The following is a 16,921-nucleotide window of genomic DNA, read 5'->3' on the forward strand; positions in this document are numbered from 1 at the left end:
GTCCGATTGTCAGTGGCGGGTGCCACGATCAATTCATGAATTTCTTCGAGGGATTGATCGCGCCCGACCCGCCCGACCCGCCCGATCCGGCCGGCGAGCCGCAACCCGAGACGGAGCGCCGACTGGCTGCCTACCGGCCGGGCTCGGACGAGTCGTTACCACCCGCAAACTGGTTCGTGCCCGCCCAACTGCCGCAGGTCACCGAACTCGGCGCCGGCCCGACCGCGCGCATCATGCTCACCGGCTGCCAGGTGTGGCCCGGTTCTGTGACCTTCCGGCTGCACGTCTTCCTGAGGTCGATCCGCCAGGGCCGGCCGACGCACCCCATCCACTTCGGGCCGGGCCGACCCGGCACCGGAGCCCTGCGCTTCGGCCTGCTGCTCCCGGACGGGCGGCGGATCACCACACTCGACGGCCACCCGTGGCCCGCACCCACGGAGGGACCGCCACGGCCCACTCTGCGACTGCACGGTGGAAGCGGCGGCGGGTTCCACTACCAAATGGAGCTGCACCTGTCGCAGTTGCCCCCGGAGGGGCCCATGCAACTGGTGGCCGAGTGGCCCGACCACGGCGTGCCCGAAACGCATACGGAGATCGACGCGACGGCACTACGGGCCGCGGCCGCCGAGGCGGTGGCGATCTGGCCGGAGACCGAGCCCCCACCCTCCGAGGGGAAGGCTCGGCATACGGGCAGCTACGCGATCATCAGCCCGGGGCCGGGGGAGCTCATGGCGCAGGGCATCGTCGGCCCCGCCGGACGTCGCGACAACCGGCCGGCCGCTCCGCCGCGGAACCCGGACCGTGATGACTGGGAGGCCATGGGGCACCAGGGATGGCAGGACATCGCACTCGTCAGAGCACGCCTCGCACAGGGCGCCGACCCTCAGGAGGAACTCGACTCCTGGTCCGGCGAGACCCCACTGCACCACGCCGCGGAGCATGGCGCGCCCGAGGTCGTCGCCGAACTCCTGCGGCACGTCGAGGACGTGGACGTGGCGGGTCGCGAGGGATGCACCCCACTGTGGGAGGCGGTCTGCCACGGTCAGAGGGAGGCCGCGGAGCTGCTGCTCGCCGCGGGCGCGAACGCCTGGAGCCCGCAGATGGGCGGCCGGTCGCCGGGCCGTCTCGCCCTCACGACACAGCTGGCCCCGCTTTTCGAGGCGCTGCCTGACGCTGTGCCGCTGACTCCGGAGGAGCGCGAGGCGCAGGAGGATGCCGACCGCCGGGCCGAGGTCTTCCGGGACATGCACTTCGAAGGCCGGTCGATCGCCTTCGTGGCGGGGATCGACGAGGAAACGGCGATACGCCGCCTGGGGGCCGACCCGGCTGCCGCTGCCGTACTCGACCTCGACCGGGAGCCGGGTCCGTACGGCACCGGACCCCACGGGTTCGACCCCGGTGACTACGAGCTCTCCGGGCGCTTCGTGGGCGTGACCGGAGTACCTGGCGGATGCGTCCTGGTCCAACCCACCAACTACCGCCTGAACACCTCGGACGTACTCAACGCCCTCTCACCCGGCACGACCGCCTACGGGCTCTACTTCAACGCCAAGGGAGGCACCTTCGGCGAGTTCTCGCGCGACGGGCACAGCGAGTTGAGTGAGGAGATCGGCCTCGTGTTCGGGGACGAGCCCGACCTCCACTGGCTGTACCGCTTCTGGCAGTGGGACAAGCCCTCCGGGATGTGGGGCGCCTACGAAGTCGCGTACGCCTCGCACATGGGCGGTATACGTGTCACCGACCGACGCGCGGTCGAGGGGCCGCCGCGGCGCTGGGCGGGGATACCCGAGGGCAGCGAACTGCTGGGCTGATCCGCGCCGCCGCCGAGGCGTCCCTCAGAGCCGACCCGCCTCCACGATCCGTCGCAGAAACCGCTGCGTCCGCTCCTGCTGAGGGTTGCCGAAGATGTCCTCGGCCGTGCCTCGCTCCAGGATCACACCACCGTCCAGGAAGCAGACCTGGTCCGCGACCTCGCGGGCGAAGCCCATCTCGTGCGTGGCCAGGACCATGGTCATTCCGTCGTCCTTCAAGTCCCGGACGACGTTGAGGACCTCGCCGACGAGTTCAGGGTCGAGGGCGGCGGTGATCTCGTCGAGGAGGAGCAGCCGGGGACGTACGGCCAGGGCACGCACGATCGCGGCCCGTTGCTGCTGGCCGCCGCTGAGCCGGTCCGGGTACTCGCCCGCCTTGGCGCCGAGCCCGAGCCGATCGAGCAGCTCACGCGCGTGCGCCTCAGCCTCGGCGCGGTTCACGCCGTGTACGCGGCGCGGGGCGAGGGTGATGTTCTCCAGGACGGTCATGTGCGGAAAGAGGTTGTAGGCCTGGAAGACCACGCCGATCCGCCGGCGTACCGCGTCCTGGTCGACCCTCGGGTCGGTGATCTCCTCGCCGTCCAGCCAGATCGCACCGTCGTCGATCTCCTCCAGGAGGTTCGCGCAGCGCAACAGCGTCGACTTGCCCGAACCGGAGGCGCCGATCAGCGTGGTCACCGTGTGCGGGGCGACTTCCAGGTCGACGTCCCGCAGCACGACCGAGTCGCCGAAGGTCTTGCGGACGGACTCCATCCGCAGCATGGGACCGCTGAGGTCGGGGTTCCGGCTCATACGACGCCTCCCTGGCTGCGACGCCGGTCCATACGCGCGGTCACCCAGTCGGTGAAGCGGGTCATGGGGATGGTCAGGGCCACGAACAGCAGCGCGGCGACGATGTACGCCGTGTAGTTGAGGCTCCGGCCCACGATGATGTCCGCGGAGCGCATCGCCTCGACCGCACCACCGATCGAGACGAGGCTGGTGTCCTTCTGCAGGGACACCATGTCGTTGAGCAGTGGTGGGACTTGGCGGCGTACGGCCTGCGGCAGCACCACATAGCGCAGCGTCTGCCGGGTGGTGAGACCCAGTGAGCGTGCCGCGGCCCGTTGCGATGGATGCACGGATTCGATGCCGGCGCGGACGACTTCGGCGACGTACGCCGAATAGGTCAGTACGAGGCCCGTACCGCCGAGCAGAACGGGGTCGTTGGTCACGCCCTGCAGCTGGAGCGCCGGGATACCGAACACGACGATCGACAGACAGATGATCAGCGGCAGACCGCGGAAGAAGTCGGTGTACGCGGTGGCCAGGGCACGCACCGGCCAGTACATAGGGCCTCGCAGGGTGCGGGCCACGGCTATCAGCGTGCCCAGCACCAGCACCACGACCCCGCACACCACGAACAGCCGGACGTTCAGCCACAGCCCTTCGAGCACCTTCGGAAAGGCCTCGCGCGCGAACGACGCGCTGAAGAACGTCTCCTTGGTGCGCGGCCAGCCTGGCGCGTCGACGACGACGAGGTACAGGACCACGGCGGTGACGAGCGTGGAGAGCGCGGCCACTGCCGTCGAGCGGCGAGCACGGGTGCGCCGGTAGCGCTCACGCTCGATCCGCCGCTGCGACGGGACGTAGGCGTCGCCCCCACCGGGCATGTCCCCCTCGGCGGAGTCCTCGCCCGACTCCTCCTTCATGGCCGTCACTTGAGCACCGGAGCGTCGACGGCCTCGGACAGCCACTGCTTCTCGATCTTCGCGAGCGTGCCGTCCTCGCGCAGCGCGTCCACAGCCTTCGTCACGCAGGAGGTCAGCGTGCTGCCCTTGTCGAGGACGAGCCCGAACTGCTCGGGCGTACCACCCTGGTTCTCGAACTGCCCGACGATCTTCGCGTCGGTCACCTCGGCCGCGGTGATGTAGAAGGCGGTCGGCAGGTCGACCACGATGGCGTCGATCTGGCCGTTCTTCAGCGCGGACTTGGCCTGGTCGTTCTTCGCGTACGCGGCCGGCTGCTGGGTCGGCTTCACGACGTCGTCGATGTAGTTCAGGCTGGTGGTGCCGACCTGGGCGCCCAGCTTCAGGCTCTTGAGGTCCGCGATGCTGGTCGCCTTCGCGGCCTTGGAGCTCTTCAGCGCGATGACGGCCTGGCGCACGTCGTAGTAGCCGGACGAGAAGTCCACGGCCTTCTTGCGCTCGGTGCTGATCGACACCTGGTTGATGTCGAAGTCGAAGGTCTTCGTGCCGGGCGCGAAGGCCTTGTTGAACGGGACGCTCTGCCAGACGACGTTGCTCTTGTCGTAGCCGAGCTGCTTGGCCACGGCATAGGCGACCGCCGACTCGAAGCCCTTGCCGTTGGCGGGCTTGTCGTCCTTGAACCACGGCTCGTACGCGGGTTCGTCGGTCGCGATCGTCAGCTTGCCGGAGGTCTGGGTGCTCAACTTGCCCTTGGCGCAGGTCTCCCCGGTTGCCCCGGAGGCCTTGTCGGTCGCCTTCTCCTCCGGCTGCGGAGCACAGCCCACGGCGAGGGCGAGCAGGGCAACGGTGGTGGCGGACGCGGTGCGGCGCAGGGCGCGTTGGGCGAGATGCATGGCGGGAGAGTGACAGTCCACCATGCCGTTTGTCGAGGTCACAAGGGCAAATGTCCGCATAGTGGGAACGTGTGTTGCAGTCCCGTGAACGCTCTACGGGAAGCCCGGCCATGTGCTCGACGAGAACGCTGCCGGGGCCGCCGGCCGAGGGCGGGGATCGAAAGGCCGGCGGCCCGTTCCGCGCAGGAGCCGTCATCCTGCGCGGGGCTGCTTTCAGTGGACTGCACCAGCGCCCGCGCCGGGAGCGCGCGCGTGACACCGGCGCGTGCGCTCGGTTCACACGGGGCGCGTGCTGCATCATTCGCGCCGGCGTGCGTACGGGGGTTGCGTGGGGCGTGCACGCGGGACGTGCGCGAGTGAGGTGCACGGAGCGTCGGAGCGCACGACTACGGCTCGCGCGCGGGGAGCGTGCGCTGAAAGCTCGCGCTGGGCGCGCTCGTCACAACGCGCTGGGCGCGTGCTCGCAAACACGCGCCCCTGGGGTCGGACTCACCACCCCCGCGCGTGCCACTCCGGCAGATGCGGCCGCTCCGCGCCCAGTGTCGTGTCGTTGCCGTGGCCCGGGTAGACCCAGGTCTCGTCCGGCAGAACGCCGAAGATCTTGGTCTCGACGTCCCGGATGAGGCTGGCGAACGCCTTCGGGTCCTTGCGTGTGTTGCCCACACCGCCAGGGAAGAGGCAGTCGCCTGTGAACACATGCGGATGCCCGTGCGGGTCGTCGTAGACGAGAGCGATCGAGCCCGGCGTGTGCCCCACCAGATGGCGCGCGGTGAGCTCCACGCGCCCCACCCGGATCGTGTCGCCGTCGTCGACGAGGACGTCGGTCGGCACGGGGATGCCGTCGGCGTCGTTCCGGCCCGCGTAGGTGCGCGCGCCCGTGGCCGCCACGACCTCCGCGAGCGCCTGCCAGTGGTCGCCGTGCTGATGGGTGGTGACGACGGACGCGATGCCGTCGTCACCGATCAGCGTGAGCAGCGTCGAGGCGTCGTTCGCCGCGTCGATCAGAAGCTGCTCGTCGGTGGCCCGGCAGCGCAGCAGATAGGCGTTGTTGTCCATCGGGCCGACGGCGACCTTGGAGATCATCAGGTTCTGCAGCTCGTGCACATCGGCAGGTCCGCCGACCTTCACCGCTCCGCTGTACGTCATGACGGCAGCCTATAGCGGGGGCAGGCCGGGAAGCGGACCGCCGTCGACGCTCAGGTCGGCCCCGTCGCGGCGCCCCGCGAGCCAGCCGAGCAGCGCGGGGGAGGCTCCGGTCACGATGACCTCGGGGCCGCCCTCCGTGACGCGGCCCGTGCTCCACGCACGCGTGCCGTCGGTGACGCGGGTGGCAGGCGCCTCGGGGTGTCCGCTGAAGCGGTCGGCGAGGAAGTCGATCTCCCGGGCCACGAACTCCTCCGGAAGATCTTCGAGCTCGTACCCGATCCCCAGATCCACGTGGTGCAGTTCGACCTCGATCCACCGCCGGAACGGCACTCGGGCCGCGGAGTCGGTGACCCCGTTGCGCAGCTCCACGGTGCGGGACCAGTCCGCGGGAGCGGCCCCCGCCTCCTGGAAGCGGGCCGCGCTCTCGCGCACGTCCGTGAGCTGTACGTCCAGGGCGCGCGGTGCGTCCCGCTCGATGTCGTTGTCCCGGGCGTCGCCGGAGGCGTACATGGGACGCCCTTCGAGGACGTTCACGAGGGCGTCCGCGTTGCGGGCGAGGTGGGCGAGGACGTGGCCGCGGCTCCAGCCGGGAAGCCGTGACGGCTCGGCCACGGAAACGTTGTCCAGTTTGGCGGCTGCGCTGAGCAGCCGTTCGGTCGCGTCACGTACAGACGCCAGGTCGCGCACATGATCAATCATGAGGCCGACCCTAGCCCCGCCACACGTTTGGGTGAAGGTGGTCGACCACCACCCTAAATCGAATACGCGTGCTATAAGCTCGAGCGTGGCGTCGGGCATGCTGGAGGGCCCGGGATTGTTGTGAACCAGGGAAACCAACCGGCGCTGTCAGTGGCTCCCCCTAGTCTGAGGAAGACGGGGGCCTCGGCCCCTGTCACTTCTCTCAAGAAAGGTGCGGACCGGCGTGGCCGACCGTCTCATCGTCCGTGGAGCGCGCGAGCACAATCTCAAGAATGTCTCGCTCGACCTCCCGCGCGACTCGCTCATCGTCTTCACGGGCTTGTCGGGGTCGGGCAAGTCCTCGCTGGCCTTCGACACGATCTTCGCCGAGGGGCAGCGGCGCTACGTGGAGTCGCTCTCCTCGTACGCCCGGCAGTTCCTCGGCCAGATGGACAAGCCGGACGTGGACTTCATCGAAGGCCTCTCCCCGGCGGTCTCCATCGACCAGAAGTCGACCTCGCGCAACCCGCGCTCGACGGTCGGCACCATCACCGAGGTCTACGACTACCTGCGCCTGCTCTTCGCGCGCATCGGCAAGCCGCACTGTCCCGAGTGCGGCCGCCCCATCACGCGCCAGTCGCCGCAGGCCATCGTCGACAAGGTCCTGGAGCTGCCGGAGGGGAGCCGCTTCCAGGTCCTGTCGCCGCTGGTGCGCGAGCGCAAGGGAGAGTTCGTCGACCTCTTCGCCGATCTCCAGACCAAGGGGTACAGCAGGGCCCGGGTCGACGGCGAGACGATCCAGCTCACCGAGCCGCCCACGCTCAAGAAGCAGGAGAAGCACACCATCGAGGTGGTCGTCGACCGCCTCACGGTGAAGGACTCCGCCAAGCGTCGCCTCACCGACTCCGTGGAGACCGCCCTCGGCCTGTCCGGCGGCATGGTGGTGCTCGACTTCGTCGACCTCCCCGAGGACGACCCCGAGCGCGAGCGCATGTACTCGGAGCACCTGTACTGCCCGTACGACGACCTGTCCTTCGAAGAGCTGGAGCCCCGCTCCTTCTCCTTCAACTCGCCCTTCGGCGCCTGCCCCGAGTGCACCGGTATCGGTACGCGCATGGAGGTCGACCCGGAGCTGATCGTCCCGGACGAGGAGAAGTCGCTCGACGAGGGCGCCATCCACCCCTGGTCGCACGGGCACACCAAGGACTACTTCGGGCGGCTCATCGGAGCCCTCGCCGACGCGTTGGGATTCCGAACCGACATCCCCTTCGCCGGTCTTCCGCAACGTGCCAAGAAGGCCCTGCTTTACGGGCACAAGACGCAGATCGAGGTCCGCTACCGCAACCGGTACGGACGCGAGCGCGTGTACACCACGCCCTTCGAAGGGGCCGTCCCCTTCGTCAAGCGGCGGCACAGCGAGTCCGAGAGCGACGCGAGCCGCGAGCGCTTCGAGGGCTACATGCGCGAGGTGCCCTGCCCCACCTGTGAGGGCACGCGCCTGAAGCCGCTCGTCCTCGCGGTCACGGTCATGGAGAAGTCGATCGCCGAGGTCTCCGGGATGTCCATCAGCGACTGCGCGGACTTCCTGGGCGAGCTGAAGCTCAACGCCCGCGACAAGAAGATCGCCGAGCGCGTCCTGAAGGAGGTCAACGAACGGCTGCGCTTCCTGGTCGACGTCGGCCTCGACTACCTGTCGCTGAACCGCGCGGCCGGCACCCTCTCCGGCGGTGAGGCCCAGCGCATCCGGCTGGCCACCCAGATCGGCTCCGGACTCGTGGGCGTCCTGTACGTCCTCGACGAGCCCTCCATCGGTCTGCACCAGCGCGACAACCACCGGCTGATCGAGACCCTGGTCCGGCTGCGCGACATGGGCAACACGCTCATCGTGGTGGAGCACGACGAGGACACCATCAAGGTCGCCGACTGGATCGTCGACATCGGCCCCGGCGCGGGCGAGCACGGCGGCAAGGTCGTGCACAGCGGCTCCCTTAAGGAGCTGCTCGTCAACGAGGAGTCGCAGACCGGCCAGTACCTGTCGGGCAAGAAGTCCATCCCGCTGCCCGACATCCGCCGCCCCCGGGACCCGTCCCGGCAGCTCACGGTGCACGGCGCCCGGGAGAACAACCTCCAGGACATCGACGTGTCCTTCCCGCTGGGCATCCTCACGGCCGTCACGGGCGTGTCGGGCTCCGGAAAGTCGACGCTGGTCAACGACATCCTGTACACGCACCTGGCCCGAGAGCTGAACGGCGCGAGAAGCGTCCCCGGCCGGCACACGCGCGTGGACGGCGACGACCTCGTCGACAAGGTCGTGCACGTCGACCAGTCGCCCATCGGCCGAACCCCCCGGTCCAACCCGGCCACGTACACCGGAGTCTTCGACCACGTCCGCAAGCTGTTCGCGGAGACGACCGAGGCGAAGGTCCGCGGCTATCTGCCCGGGCGCTTCTCCTTCAACGTCAAGGGCGGCCGCTGCGAGAACTGCTCCGGCGACGGCACCATCAAGATCGAGATGAACTTCCTCCCGGACGTGTACGTCCCCTGCGAGGTCTGCCACGGTGCGCGCTACAACCGGGAGACCCTGGAGGTCCACTACAAGGGCAAGTCCGTCGCCGACGTCCTGAACATGCCGATCGAGGAAGCCATGCACTTCTTCGAGGCTGTCCCGGCGATCGCCCGCCACCTCAATACGCTGAACGACGTCGGTCTCGGCTACGTCCGGCTCGGCCAGTCCGCGACCACCCTGTCCGGCGGCGAGGCCCAGCGCGTGAAGCTCGCCAGCGAACTGCAGAAGCGGTCCACCGGACGCACGGTCTACGTCCTGGACGAGCCGACCACCGGCCTCCACTTCGAGGACATCAGCAAGCTCCTCACCGTGCTCTCCGGACTGGTCGACAAGGGCAACACGGTCATCGTCATCGAGCACAACCTGGACGTCATCAAGACCGCCGACTGGCTCGTCGACATGGGTCCCGAGGGCGGCGCGGGCGGCGGTCTCGTGATCGCCGAGGGCACGCCGGAGGAGGTCGCCGGCGTTCCGGCCAGCCACACCGGCAAGTTCCTGCGCGAGGTCCTCGACTCCGACCGGATCAGCGACGCCGCCCCGGTGAAGGCCGTGCGCAAGACCGCTGCCAAGAAGACGGTGGCGGCCAAGGCGACGGCGAAGAAGACGACCACGAAGACCGTCAACAACACGGCCACCAAGAAGGCAGCCGCGGTCACGAAGAAGACGGCCACGAAGAAGGCGACCCCCGCGAAGACCACGCGGGCTCGCAAGGCCTGACAAGTCCCCAAAAGTACGGCGCCCCGCGGGAACTCCCCGCGGGGCGCCGCGCGTTGCACAGTCAGCCGCCCTGTCCCTGCGGCTCGACGAACTGCATGTCCAACTGCACCTTGACAACATCACCCAGGAACCCGGTCCCGAAGTCCAGACCGAAGTCGCTGCGCCGTATCTCGCCCGTCGCCTCGAATCCCGCGTGCCGGCGACCGTCGACGGGGGAATCCACCACCCCGCCGAACTCGACGGCGAAAGGCACCGTCCGCGTCACACCCCCGATGGTCAAGTCCCCTTCCATCGACCACTCCTCACCGTCACCGGACACCCGCGTCGAGAGGAAGGTCATCGTGGGACGTTTCTCGACGTCGAGCAGTTCGGGCGACCGCGTGTGCGCGTCGCGGTCCGGGTTCCCGGTGTCAAGAGAGGCAAGAGCGATCTCGGCGCTCACCTTGACATCGTCGGCCGTCTCACCGACGTACAGCCCGGCCTTCACCTCACCGAAGCGCCCCCGCACCTTGGCGATCCCGAGGTGGCGGATAGTGAAGTTGACGGCCGAGTGCAGGGGGTCGAGCTCCCAGTCGCCAGCGGCGAGCGGCAGGGAAGAGGCATACGCGATCGGGGAGTTGTCGTCAGTCATGGCTCCACCCTGCGCGGCCGGGCAGCCAGTAGGGAGACCGGCTGGATGGTGGTAGTGACAGGGCCACGATCCGATGCCGCACGCGCTGTACGTTCGACGAGTGAGCGACAACGAGTTCGGCACCTTTCTGCGCGCACGCCGCGAAGCGATCACACCCGCCGAGGTGGGGCTGCCGACGGGTTCCCGCCGTCGCACTCCAGGGCTGCGCCGCGCCGAGCTGGCCACACTCGCGGGGATCAGCGTCGAGTACCTCATCCGGCTCGAACAGGGCCGCGACCGCAACCCGTCACCCCAGGTCCTGGGCGTGCTCTCCGACGCGTTACAGCTGCCCGTGGCGGAGCGGATCCTGCTGCGCCGGCTCGTCAAGGAAGCCGGTCACGACGCCGTGTTCTGCACATCGGTGGTGGAGCCCACCCGCACCGTGCGCCCCAGCGTGCGGGCCATGCTGGACCGGCTGGAACCCACACCCGCCGTGCTCATCAACTGGATCGGCGACATCCTCGCGTACACCGGCGGCTATCGGCGGTTCGCCGGACCTCTCGGGGTGCTCGACGGCAAGCAGCCGAACATCCTGCGGTATGTGTTCACCGACGAGCGGGCGCGCGCCGCCTACTCCAACTGGGATCAGGTGGCCGACGTACAGGTCGCCCACCTCAGGCACGAGGCGTCGCTCCAGGATCCCCATGTCGCCGCCATGGCCGACGAGTTGACCGTCACCGCGGGCGCCCCCTTCGCCGACCGGCTCGCCGCCGTGCCGGCGATGCCCCGGCGGGCCGGGACCGACCTGGTCGCTCACCCGGAAGCCGGCCCACTGCGCCTGTCGTACGAGACGCTCGCCCTGCCGGACGACGGGCACCGCATGGTCGTACACCTTCCAGCCGATGAAGCCACGGCGGCCGCGCTGGACCGGCTCAACGGGCGGCAGCCCGGGGCGCTGCGGTCGGTCGGCAGCTGACTGATCTGTTACAGGTCGCCGAGTTCAGCGGCGTACGGCGGTTCGGCTCCCGCGCGGGAGCAGGTGATCGCCGCCGCGCGGGCCGCGAAGCGCAGCAGTTCGGTCCAGCCGTCGGCGCCAAGGGCTGCCACCGCAGCCGATGACAGGGCGTCCCGCGCGGCCAGGCCGTGCAGCAATGCAGCGTTCACGGTGTCGCCGGCGCCGATGGTGTCCACGACGTCGACTGGTTCGCCGGGTACGGAGTGCACCGCGCCGTCGCGGGTGAACACCGTCAGACCGTCACCGCCCTGCGTGATCACCACGGCCGCGGGACCGGACGCCAGCCACTCGCGTGGGGTGCCGCCGAGCCACAGGGCGTCCTCCTCCGAGAGCTTGAGGAGCGACACCGACGGCAGCCAGCTCTTGAACCGGGCCCGGTAGGCGTCCGCGTCGGGGATCAGCCCGGCCCGGATGTTCGGGTCGAGCGCGGTGAACACCCCCCGTGCGGCGGCGGTCCGCATCAGCTCCTCGTACGCGCTCGCGCCCGGCTCAAGGACGAGCGAGCAGGTCCCGAAGGACACCGCCTTGGTGGCGTCGGGGAGTTGGTCCGGTGCGGAGAAGAGTCGGTCCGCGGTGCCCTCGACGTAGAAGGAGTACGCGGCCGAGCCGTCCGTGCCGATCGAGGCGACCGCGAGGGTCGTCGGCTCCGTTCCGCGCTGCACGGGCGACACGTCGACGCCCGCCTCGCCCAGCCCGCCCAGGAGCGCCTCGCCGAACGCGTCGTACGAGACCCGGGAGCAGAAGGCCGTGGGGGATCCGAGGCGGCCGAGTGCCACCGCCGTGTTGTAGGGGCCGCCGCCCAGGCGCGGCAGCAGGCCCACGAGGGCGCCCGCGCCCTGCGGTACCAGATCGATCAGGGCCTCACCGGCGACGACGATCACGACTCGGGTCCTTTCCTGTGGAGCTCGGGACTCTTGGAACTCTCGGGGCAGCCGCACGAGGTGCGGTGGACGAAGGCGGAGGGCAGCCGGACGGTACGGCCCGGACGGCCGGGCGACGCCAGCCGTTCCAGGAGCAGCCGGACGGCCTGGGCCCCGATCTCCTTGCTGGGCTGGGAGATCGCCGTCAGCCGCGGGGTGAACAGGTCCGCCCAGGAGAAGTCGTCGAAGCAGCACAGCGCCAGGTCGTCCGGCACCGACAGGCCCCGCCGGCGCAGGGCCCGCAACGCGCCGATGGTCATGGCGTTGTTGGCGGTGACGAGCGCGGTGGGCTGGGCCGCGAGGGACAGCAGGGCGTGGGCGGCCTCCTCGGCGGCCTCCGCCTGGGAGTTGCCATGCACCACGAGTCGTTCGTCGTACGGGAGTCCGGCGTGCGCGAGGCCGTGGCGGTAGCCGGTGATCCGTTCGGTCGTGGTGCTGAGTCCCGGCAGGCCGGCGACCAGTCCGATGCGCTGGTGGCCCAGTTCGGCGAGGTGGGTGACCAGCCGGGTCGTGGGCTCGGCGTTCTCGGTGCAGACCTGGTCGAAGGGGAAGGGACTCTCGGTGGGGGAGCGGACGAGTCGGTCCAGGAACACGGTGGGTACGTCGTGCTGCCCGAGGTAGCGCAGGAGCGCCTCCGGATCCGCCGAGGGGGCGATGATCACGCCGTCGACGCGTCGCTCGTACAGCAGTTGGACGATCTTCCGCTCGTGCTTTGGGTCGTCGTGCGGATCGGCGATCAGCAGGCTGTAGCCGTGCTCCAGGGCGCCGGCCTCGACGCCCTGAAGGATCTCCGTGAAGTACGGGTTGCTGATCGCCGATACCGCGAGCCCGATGGACCGTGTGCGTGCGGTGACCAGTGAACGGGCCAGGGTGTTCGGCGTGTATCCGAGCTCGTCGATGGCATCGAGGACGGCCTGGCGGGTCTGCGGCAGCACCGGGCGCGTGTCATTGAGCACGTGCGAGACGGTCGCGATGGACACACCCGCGCGCTGAGCCACATCGACCATCGTCGCCATGGCGCTCCCTCCCCTGGACCCCGGTCGTCCGCACGGGAAGCTATCCCATCCGGCGGCAGACGTAAACGCTTACGTAAGCGTTTACGTCCACCTCGTGAGGTCGACCCACCCCGCCCGGGGCGGAATGATTCATGCCGGTATCGTCGATCTCCACCGCCCCCGACCAGTGGAGATGCCATGACCGGCCGTCCGTCCGCGAGCCGCCGTACCGTCCTGCGGGGAGCGGCGCTCACGCCGGTCGCCGGGCTCGGCCTCACCGCGTGCTCCGGTGGTGGCGAGGGCGCTCCCACCAGGCTCACCGGACCGGTCGAGCTCGGCGCGGAGAGCGAGATCGCCAAGGGGGGCGCCAAGCTCTACCGTGATGAGAACGTCGTGGTCAGCCGTGCGGAGAACGGTTCGCTCAAGGCGTTCAGCTCGATCTGCACGCACGCGGGGTGTGCCATCAACAAGCTGGAGGGCGCGACGCTCACGTGCCCGTGCCACGGCAGTGAGTTCGACGCGATGACGGGCAAGGTGCTGCACGTGCCGGCCACCACGCCGTTGGAGGAGCTGTCCGTGGAGGCGAAGGGCGGGAAGATCATCGCGGGCCCGGGCGCCTGAGGCGCTCTCGCAGCGGATGCTTGACGAAACCGGTCACCGACACCGTGCCGACCTGGGTGGTCACTCCCAGTCCCATCCGATCCCCACGATCCCCGACCGTACGCGCGGCTCGACCAGATGCACCGAGCGATGGCGACCGCTCAGCGTCAGTTCCTGACGACCGCTGCGCGGAGCCGCCGCCGAGTGCTGGGTGAACCGGTGGCAGCGCACAGGCAACGCGTCCTCGGCGAACTGCACTTGGAGGGCGTACTGCCCGCCCGCGAAGCTGAAGCCGCGGACGTACTCGCTGGACGCACCGGCCGTGCCGTCGTCGAAGCCGTAGCGGAACAGGAACGTATCGCCGGCGCGCAGACGTGTGTCGAAGAGCAGTTCGGCCACGAACACCCCGGTGTCCTGGTGCCAGCGCACCCGCCCCGTACGGCAGTTCTCCAGGGCGCGTACCGCCATCCGTTCCGGAGCGCACCCCGGGTCTCCGTGGTGGATGGCCACATAGCGGTCCACGCCGTCCTTGTGCGCGCGCACTATGTGGTGCGATTCGCGGCCCAGCAGCTCGCGATGTGCCCCGATCCGGACGCGTTCGTGGTGGCCGAGGGTGTGCAGCCCGCCGTCGAGAGGTGACTCCAGCTCGGCCAGAAGCCGCTCCAGGACGCCAGAGGCCTCCACCAGGGAGCGGTACGAACGGCCCGTGGGGCGCTGCGGATCGGAGCGCTCGTCGGCCTTGGCGAGCAGCCGGATCAGCGACTCGTCCGGCAGCTGGAGGATCTCCTCCAGGGCGCGTACGGCGCGCAGCGACTCGGGGCGCTGTGGGCGCCGGGCGCCCTGCTGCCAGTAACTCAGGCTCGTCACCCCGACCTTGACCCCGTACCGCGACAGATGGTGCTGTACGCGCTGCAGCGGCAGCCCGCGCGCGGCGATCGCGGCGCGCAGCGCGACATGGAAGGGGCCGCCCCGCAGAGCCGTCTCCAGTTCCGCCGTGGCGACGTCCGCGTGCTGTGTGCCGTGCCGCATGCAGGGGGCCCTTCTGTGAATGTTCACAACGGCTGGTCAGGCCGTTCGTGCGGGTCGTCGGGGCCGCCAGGTCGGCGCGCGGGGTCTGTTCACACGCGGGTTTCGCCGTTCACGGCCCGAGTTCCCCCGCATTGAAGCGTGTTGACCAAGTCCCGACAACACCTGATGCTCAACATGCTTCACTGCAGCGTCCGGACGCGCTCCTCCACTCCTCGAACCCCACTCGGGAGGAACGCATGCGCCACAGAAGGCTCCTCGCTCTCGCCGCCGTGCTGGCCGCCCTCGGCGCCGCCCCGACGACGGCCGTCGCTTCCCAGGCACCCGCGGCCAGTACGTCCACGCCCCACGCGACGACCCTCGCGTACAAGCGCCTGAACATCACCATGCAGGCCCAGCAGAAGAGCAACTGGTGCTGGGCGGCCAGCGGGAACACGGTCGCCACCTGGTTCGGTCGGAGCTACTCGCAGAACCAGTTCTGCAACGCCGCCTTCGGGCGCGCCCAGGGCACCGAATGTCCCAACTGGCAGGCCTCGCTGGGCGATGTGCAGGACGGCCTGGACTGGGCGGGCATCAACCCCGGTTCGTACGTCTCCGGATGGCTGCGCCACTCGACCGTGGAGACGGAGATCGACGCGAACCGGCCCGTCGAGACCCGGATCCAGTGGTCGAGCGGCGGCGGCCACATGCACGTCCTCTACGGGTACGACGACACGAACAGCTGGGTCTACTGGGGTGACCCCTGGCCTTCCAACGACCGCTACAACTGGGCCTCCCACGCCTGGTACGTGGACAACGACTCCTTCTCCTGGACCCACTCGCTGTACCGGATCGGGGCGTGAGCGCGATGACCCGACGTACCCGCGTCACGAGCGCCGCCGTCGCGGGCTGCGCCGCCACCCTGCTGCTCGGCCTGGCCGCCCCCTCGGCCAGGGCCGAAGCCGGACTTTCCCCGGTTTCCCCGGTTTCCCCGGTCTCCCCGGCCTCCGTGGCCACCGCGCACCGTGCCGCCAGCGATCCCGCGACCTTGGACACCCTCGCCCGGTTCTTCGCGGACCCCGGCAGTTCGGTGACCGAATCAACCCTCCGCGCGCGCGTGGACGACGACACCGTCCCGGTGTACTACCTGTCTCCTGACTTCGTGGCCGGCAGGACCGGCGCACCGGTCGCCCGGCTCGCGTTCCTGGCGACCCGGGCCGTCGCCTCCGACGGTCGGAAGGCGTCCCTGTGGACCGCGCGACAGGGCGGCGGCTGGCAGCTGGTGAACATCGCCTCCGGAGACGACGAGACGCGTTACGCGGCCCTGGGTGCCCGGCTGCTGCCGGGCGGCACGGTCTTCAGGGAGCCGCAGATCGACGCCTGGTACGTCGAGCGCCACGCGCGCGTGCTGCCCCTCGACACGGACGCCCGGCAGGCGATCGGCGCCCGCGGCACGACGCTGGCCTCCTACCGCGCGCGCGTGCACAAGGCGTACGCGGACAAGCTCCCCGGCTCCGTGTACGCGCGGTCGGGCGAGGCGGGCGGATACGGCTCCGAGTCCCCGGGGACCGGCCGCCCGCACGACCACCCGGAGAACCCCGGCCCCGCCGTCGCCATCGCCTCGGCGGCAGCCGGCGTCGGAGCCCTCGTGGCCCTCACCCTGAGCGTCTCCCGCGCCCTGCGCCGACGCCGCCGCTGACTCCGCCTTCCTCCGGCGCCGGGCGGAGCCACGCCCCCGCTCCGCCCGGCAGCCACCAGGAGCCGCACAAGCCAGAGTCAGGGCTCAATCCCGAGCCACCGCCGGCCCCCCTACACCCGGCCGTTCACTCCCTGTCCCTCGCCCCTCGCCCCTCACGCCCCAGCAATTCCCATATCGCCCCCGCCGAAAGCGCGGACTTGTGCAGGAAGCCGCGGGCCGAGCTGGCCGCGACGAGTTCCTGGAAGTCCTCCAGGGAGTGCGTCGAGATCAGGATCACGGCGGGCACGCTGCCCGCGAGTCGTGCCGCCACGTCGAAGCCGTTCTCTCCGTCGAGGTCGATGTCGACGAGGGCGACGTCCGGAGCCGCTTCAAGAGCCCGCGCGAGAGCTCCCGCGCCCGTCGAGGCGACACCGACGACCTGTACCCCACCACGCTCCAGCAGGGTGCGCGCGGCCTCCAGGAACCGGGCGCTGTCGTCGACGAGGAGACAGCGCATGGACATGCTGACAGCTTCCCAACAGGTTGACCTTCGCGCCTTCCCGCTAGCCGGAAAGTGCTGAAGTCCTGTGCCAGAAAGG

Annotated in this window: 16 protein-coding genes; 6 read left to right on the forward strand and 10 right to left on the reverse strand. The window is 69.8% G+C overall.

Annotated features, from left to right (window positions below):
- The first annotated feature begins 35 nt into the window (after window positions 1-35).
- Window positions 36-1,811 carry an ankyrin repeat domain-containing protein gene (locus OIC96_RS36305; protein ID WP_330303774.1) on the forward strand — a complete coding sequence of 592 codons (1,776 nt, stop codon included), beginning with the start codon at window positions 36-38 and terminating at the stop codon, window positions 1,809-1,811.
- 24 nt (window positions 1,812-1,835) lie between these two features.
- Here the strand turns inward: OIC96_RS36305 and OIC96_RS36310 are convergent, their stop codons facing one another.
- From OIC96_RS36310 to OIC96_RS36330, 5 genes are all read right to left on the reverse strand, one after another.
- On the reverse strand, window positions 1,836-2,603 hold the full coding sequence (locus OIC96_RS36310; RefSeq protein ID WP_330303773.1) for an amino acid ABC transporter ATP-binding protein: 768 nt from the start codon (window positions 2,601-2,603) through the stop codon (window positions 1,836-1,838).
- The gene (locus OIC96_RS36315) at window positions 2,600-3,511 is read right to left on the reverse strand and encodes an amino acid ABC transporter permease (RefSeq protein WP_330303772.1); all 912 of its coding nucleotides are present in this window, start codon (window positions 3,509-3,511) and stop codon (window positions 2,600-2,602) included. Before OIC96_RS36315 ends, OIC96_RS36310 begins: the two co-directional genes overlap by 4 nt.
- Window positions 3,508-4,392 (reverse strand): ABC transporter substrate-binding protein, encoded by an 885-nt coding sequence (locus OIC96_RS36320; protein WP_330303771.1) that lies wholly within the window; start codon window positions 4,390-4,392, stop codon window positions 3,508-3,510. Before OIC96_RS36320 ends, OIC96_RS36315 begins: the two co-directional genes overlap by 4 nt.
- A gap of 489 nt (window positions 4,393-4,881) precedes the next feature.
- Complete coding sequence (locus tag OIC96_RS36325) at window positions 4,882-5,538, reverse strand: MBL fold metallo-hydrolase (RefSeq protein WP_330303770.1); 657 nt, start codon at window positions 5,536-5,538, stop codon at window positions 4,882-4,884.
- Between the two features lie 9 nt (window positions 5,539-5,547).
- Window positions 5,548-6,237, reverse strand: a complete 690-nt coding sequence (locus OIC96_RS36330) for a maleylpyruvate isomerase family mycothiol-dependent enzyme (protein WP_330303769.1) — start codon at window positions 6,235-6,237, stop codon at window positions 5,548-5,550.
- A gap of 223 nt (window positions 6,238-6,460) precedes the next feature.
- On the opposite strand from OIC96_RS36330, the gene uvrA reads away from it, so the two are divergent.
- Window positions 6,461-9,499, forward strand: coding sequence for an excinuclease ABC subunit UvrA (gene uvrA / locus OIC96_RS36335; protein ID WP_330303768.1), 3,039 nt, complete (start codon window positions 6,461-6,463; stop codon window positions 9,497-9,499).
- Window positions 9,500-9,560: 61 nt separating this feature from the next.
- Here uvrA and OIC96_RS36340 read toward each other — a convergent pair whose 3' ends face one another.
- Window positions 9,561-10,130, reverse strand: a complete 570-nt coding sequence (locus OIC96_RS36340; RefSeq protein WP_330303767.1) for a YceI family protein — start codon at window positions 10,128-10,130, stop codon at window positions 9,561-9,563.
- 100 nt (window positions 10,131-10,230) lie between these two features.
- Here OIC96_RS36340 and OIC96_RS36345 point away from each other — a divergent pair, with 100 nt between their 5' ends.
- Window positions 10,231-11,085 carry a helix-turn-helix domain-containing protein gene (locus OIC96_RS36345; protein ID WP_330303766.1) on the forward strand — a complete coding sequence of 285 codons (855 nt, stop codon included), beginning with the start codon at window positions 10,231-10,233 and terminating at the stop codon, window positions 11,083-11,085.
- An 8-nt stretch (window positions 11,086-11,093) separates the two neighbouring features.
- Here OIC96_RS36345 and OIC96_RS36350 read toward each other — a convergent pair whose 3' ends face one another.
- The gene (locus OIC96_RS36350; RefSeq protein WP_330303765.1) at window positions 11,094-12,005 is read right to left on the reverse strand and encodes a carbohydrate kinase family protein; all 912 of its coding nucleotides are present in this window, start codon (window positions 12,003-12,005) and stop codon (window positions 11,094-11,096) included.
- Complete coding sequence (locus OIC96_RS36355; RefSeq protein ID WP_330303764.1) at window positions 12,002-13,060, reverse strand: LacI family DNA-binding transcriptional regulator; 1,059 nt, start codon at window positions 13,058-13,060, stop codon at window positions 12,002-12,004. The genes OIC96_RS36350 and OIC96_RS36355 overlap by 4 nt, the downstream gene beginning before the upstream one ends.
- 177 nt (window positions 13,061-13,237) lie before the next feature.
- On the opposite strand from OIC96_RS36355, the gene OIC96_RS36360 reads away from it, so the two are divergent.
- Complete coding sequence (locus OIC96_RS36360) at window positions 13,238-13,660, forward strand: Rieske (2Fe-2S) protein (protein ID WP_330303763.1); 423 nt, start codon at window positions 13,238-13,240, stop codon at window positions 13,658-13,660.
- A gap of 60 nt (window positions 13,661-13,720) precedes the next feature.
- Here OIC96_RS36360 and OIC96_RS36365 read toward each other — a convergent pair whose 3' ends face one another.
- Entirely contained in the window at window positions 13,721-14,668 is a 948-nt protein-coding gene (locus OIC96_RS36365; protein WP_330303762.1) for a hypothetical protein, read from the reverse strand.
- Window positions 14,669-14,904: 236 nt separating this feature from the next.
- Here OIC96_RS36365 and OIC96_RS36370 point away from each other — a divergent pair, with 236 nt between their 5' ends.
- Window positions 14,905-15,507 carry a papain-like cysteine protease family protein gene (locus OIC96_RS36370; protein WP_330303761.1) on the forward strand — a complete coding sequence of 201 codons (603 nt, stop codon included), beginning with the start codon at window positions 14,905-14,907 and terminating at the stop codon, window positions 15,505-15,507.
- A 5-nt stretch (window positions 15,508-15,512) separates the two neighbouring features.
- Window positions 15,513-16,343: a hypothetical protein gene (locus OIC96_RS36375; RefSeq protein ID WP_330303760.1), complete on the forward strand. Its 831-nt coding sequence runs from the start codon at window positions 15,513-15,515 to the stop codon at window positions 16,341-16,343.
- Window positions 16,344-16,467: 124 nt separating this feature from the next.
- Here the strand turns inward: OIC96_RS36375 and OIC96_RS36380 are convergent, their stop codons facing one another.
- Window positions 16,468-16,845 carry a response regulator gene (locus OIC96_RS36380; RefSeq protein WP_330303759.1) on the reverse strand — a complete coding sequence of 126 codons (378 nt, stop codon included), beginning with the start codon at window positions 16,843-16,845 and terminating at the stop codon, window positions 16,468-16,470.
- Window positions 16,846-16,921: the final 76 nt, after the last annotated feature.

This window comes from Streptomyces sp. NBC_00775 (genome assembly GCF_036347135.1).
GTDB classification, from domain to species: domain Bacteria; phylum Actinomycetota; class Actinomycetes; order Streptomycetales; family Streptomycetaceae; genus Streptomyces; species Streptomyces lutosisoli.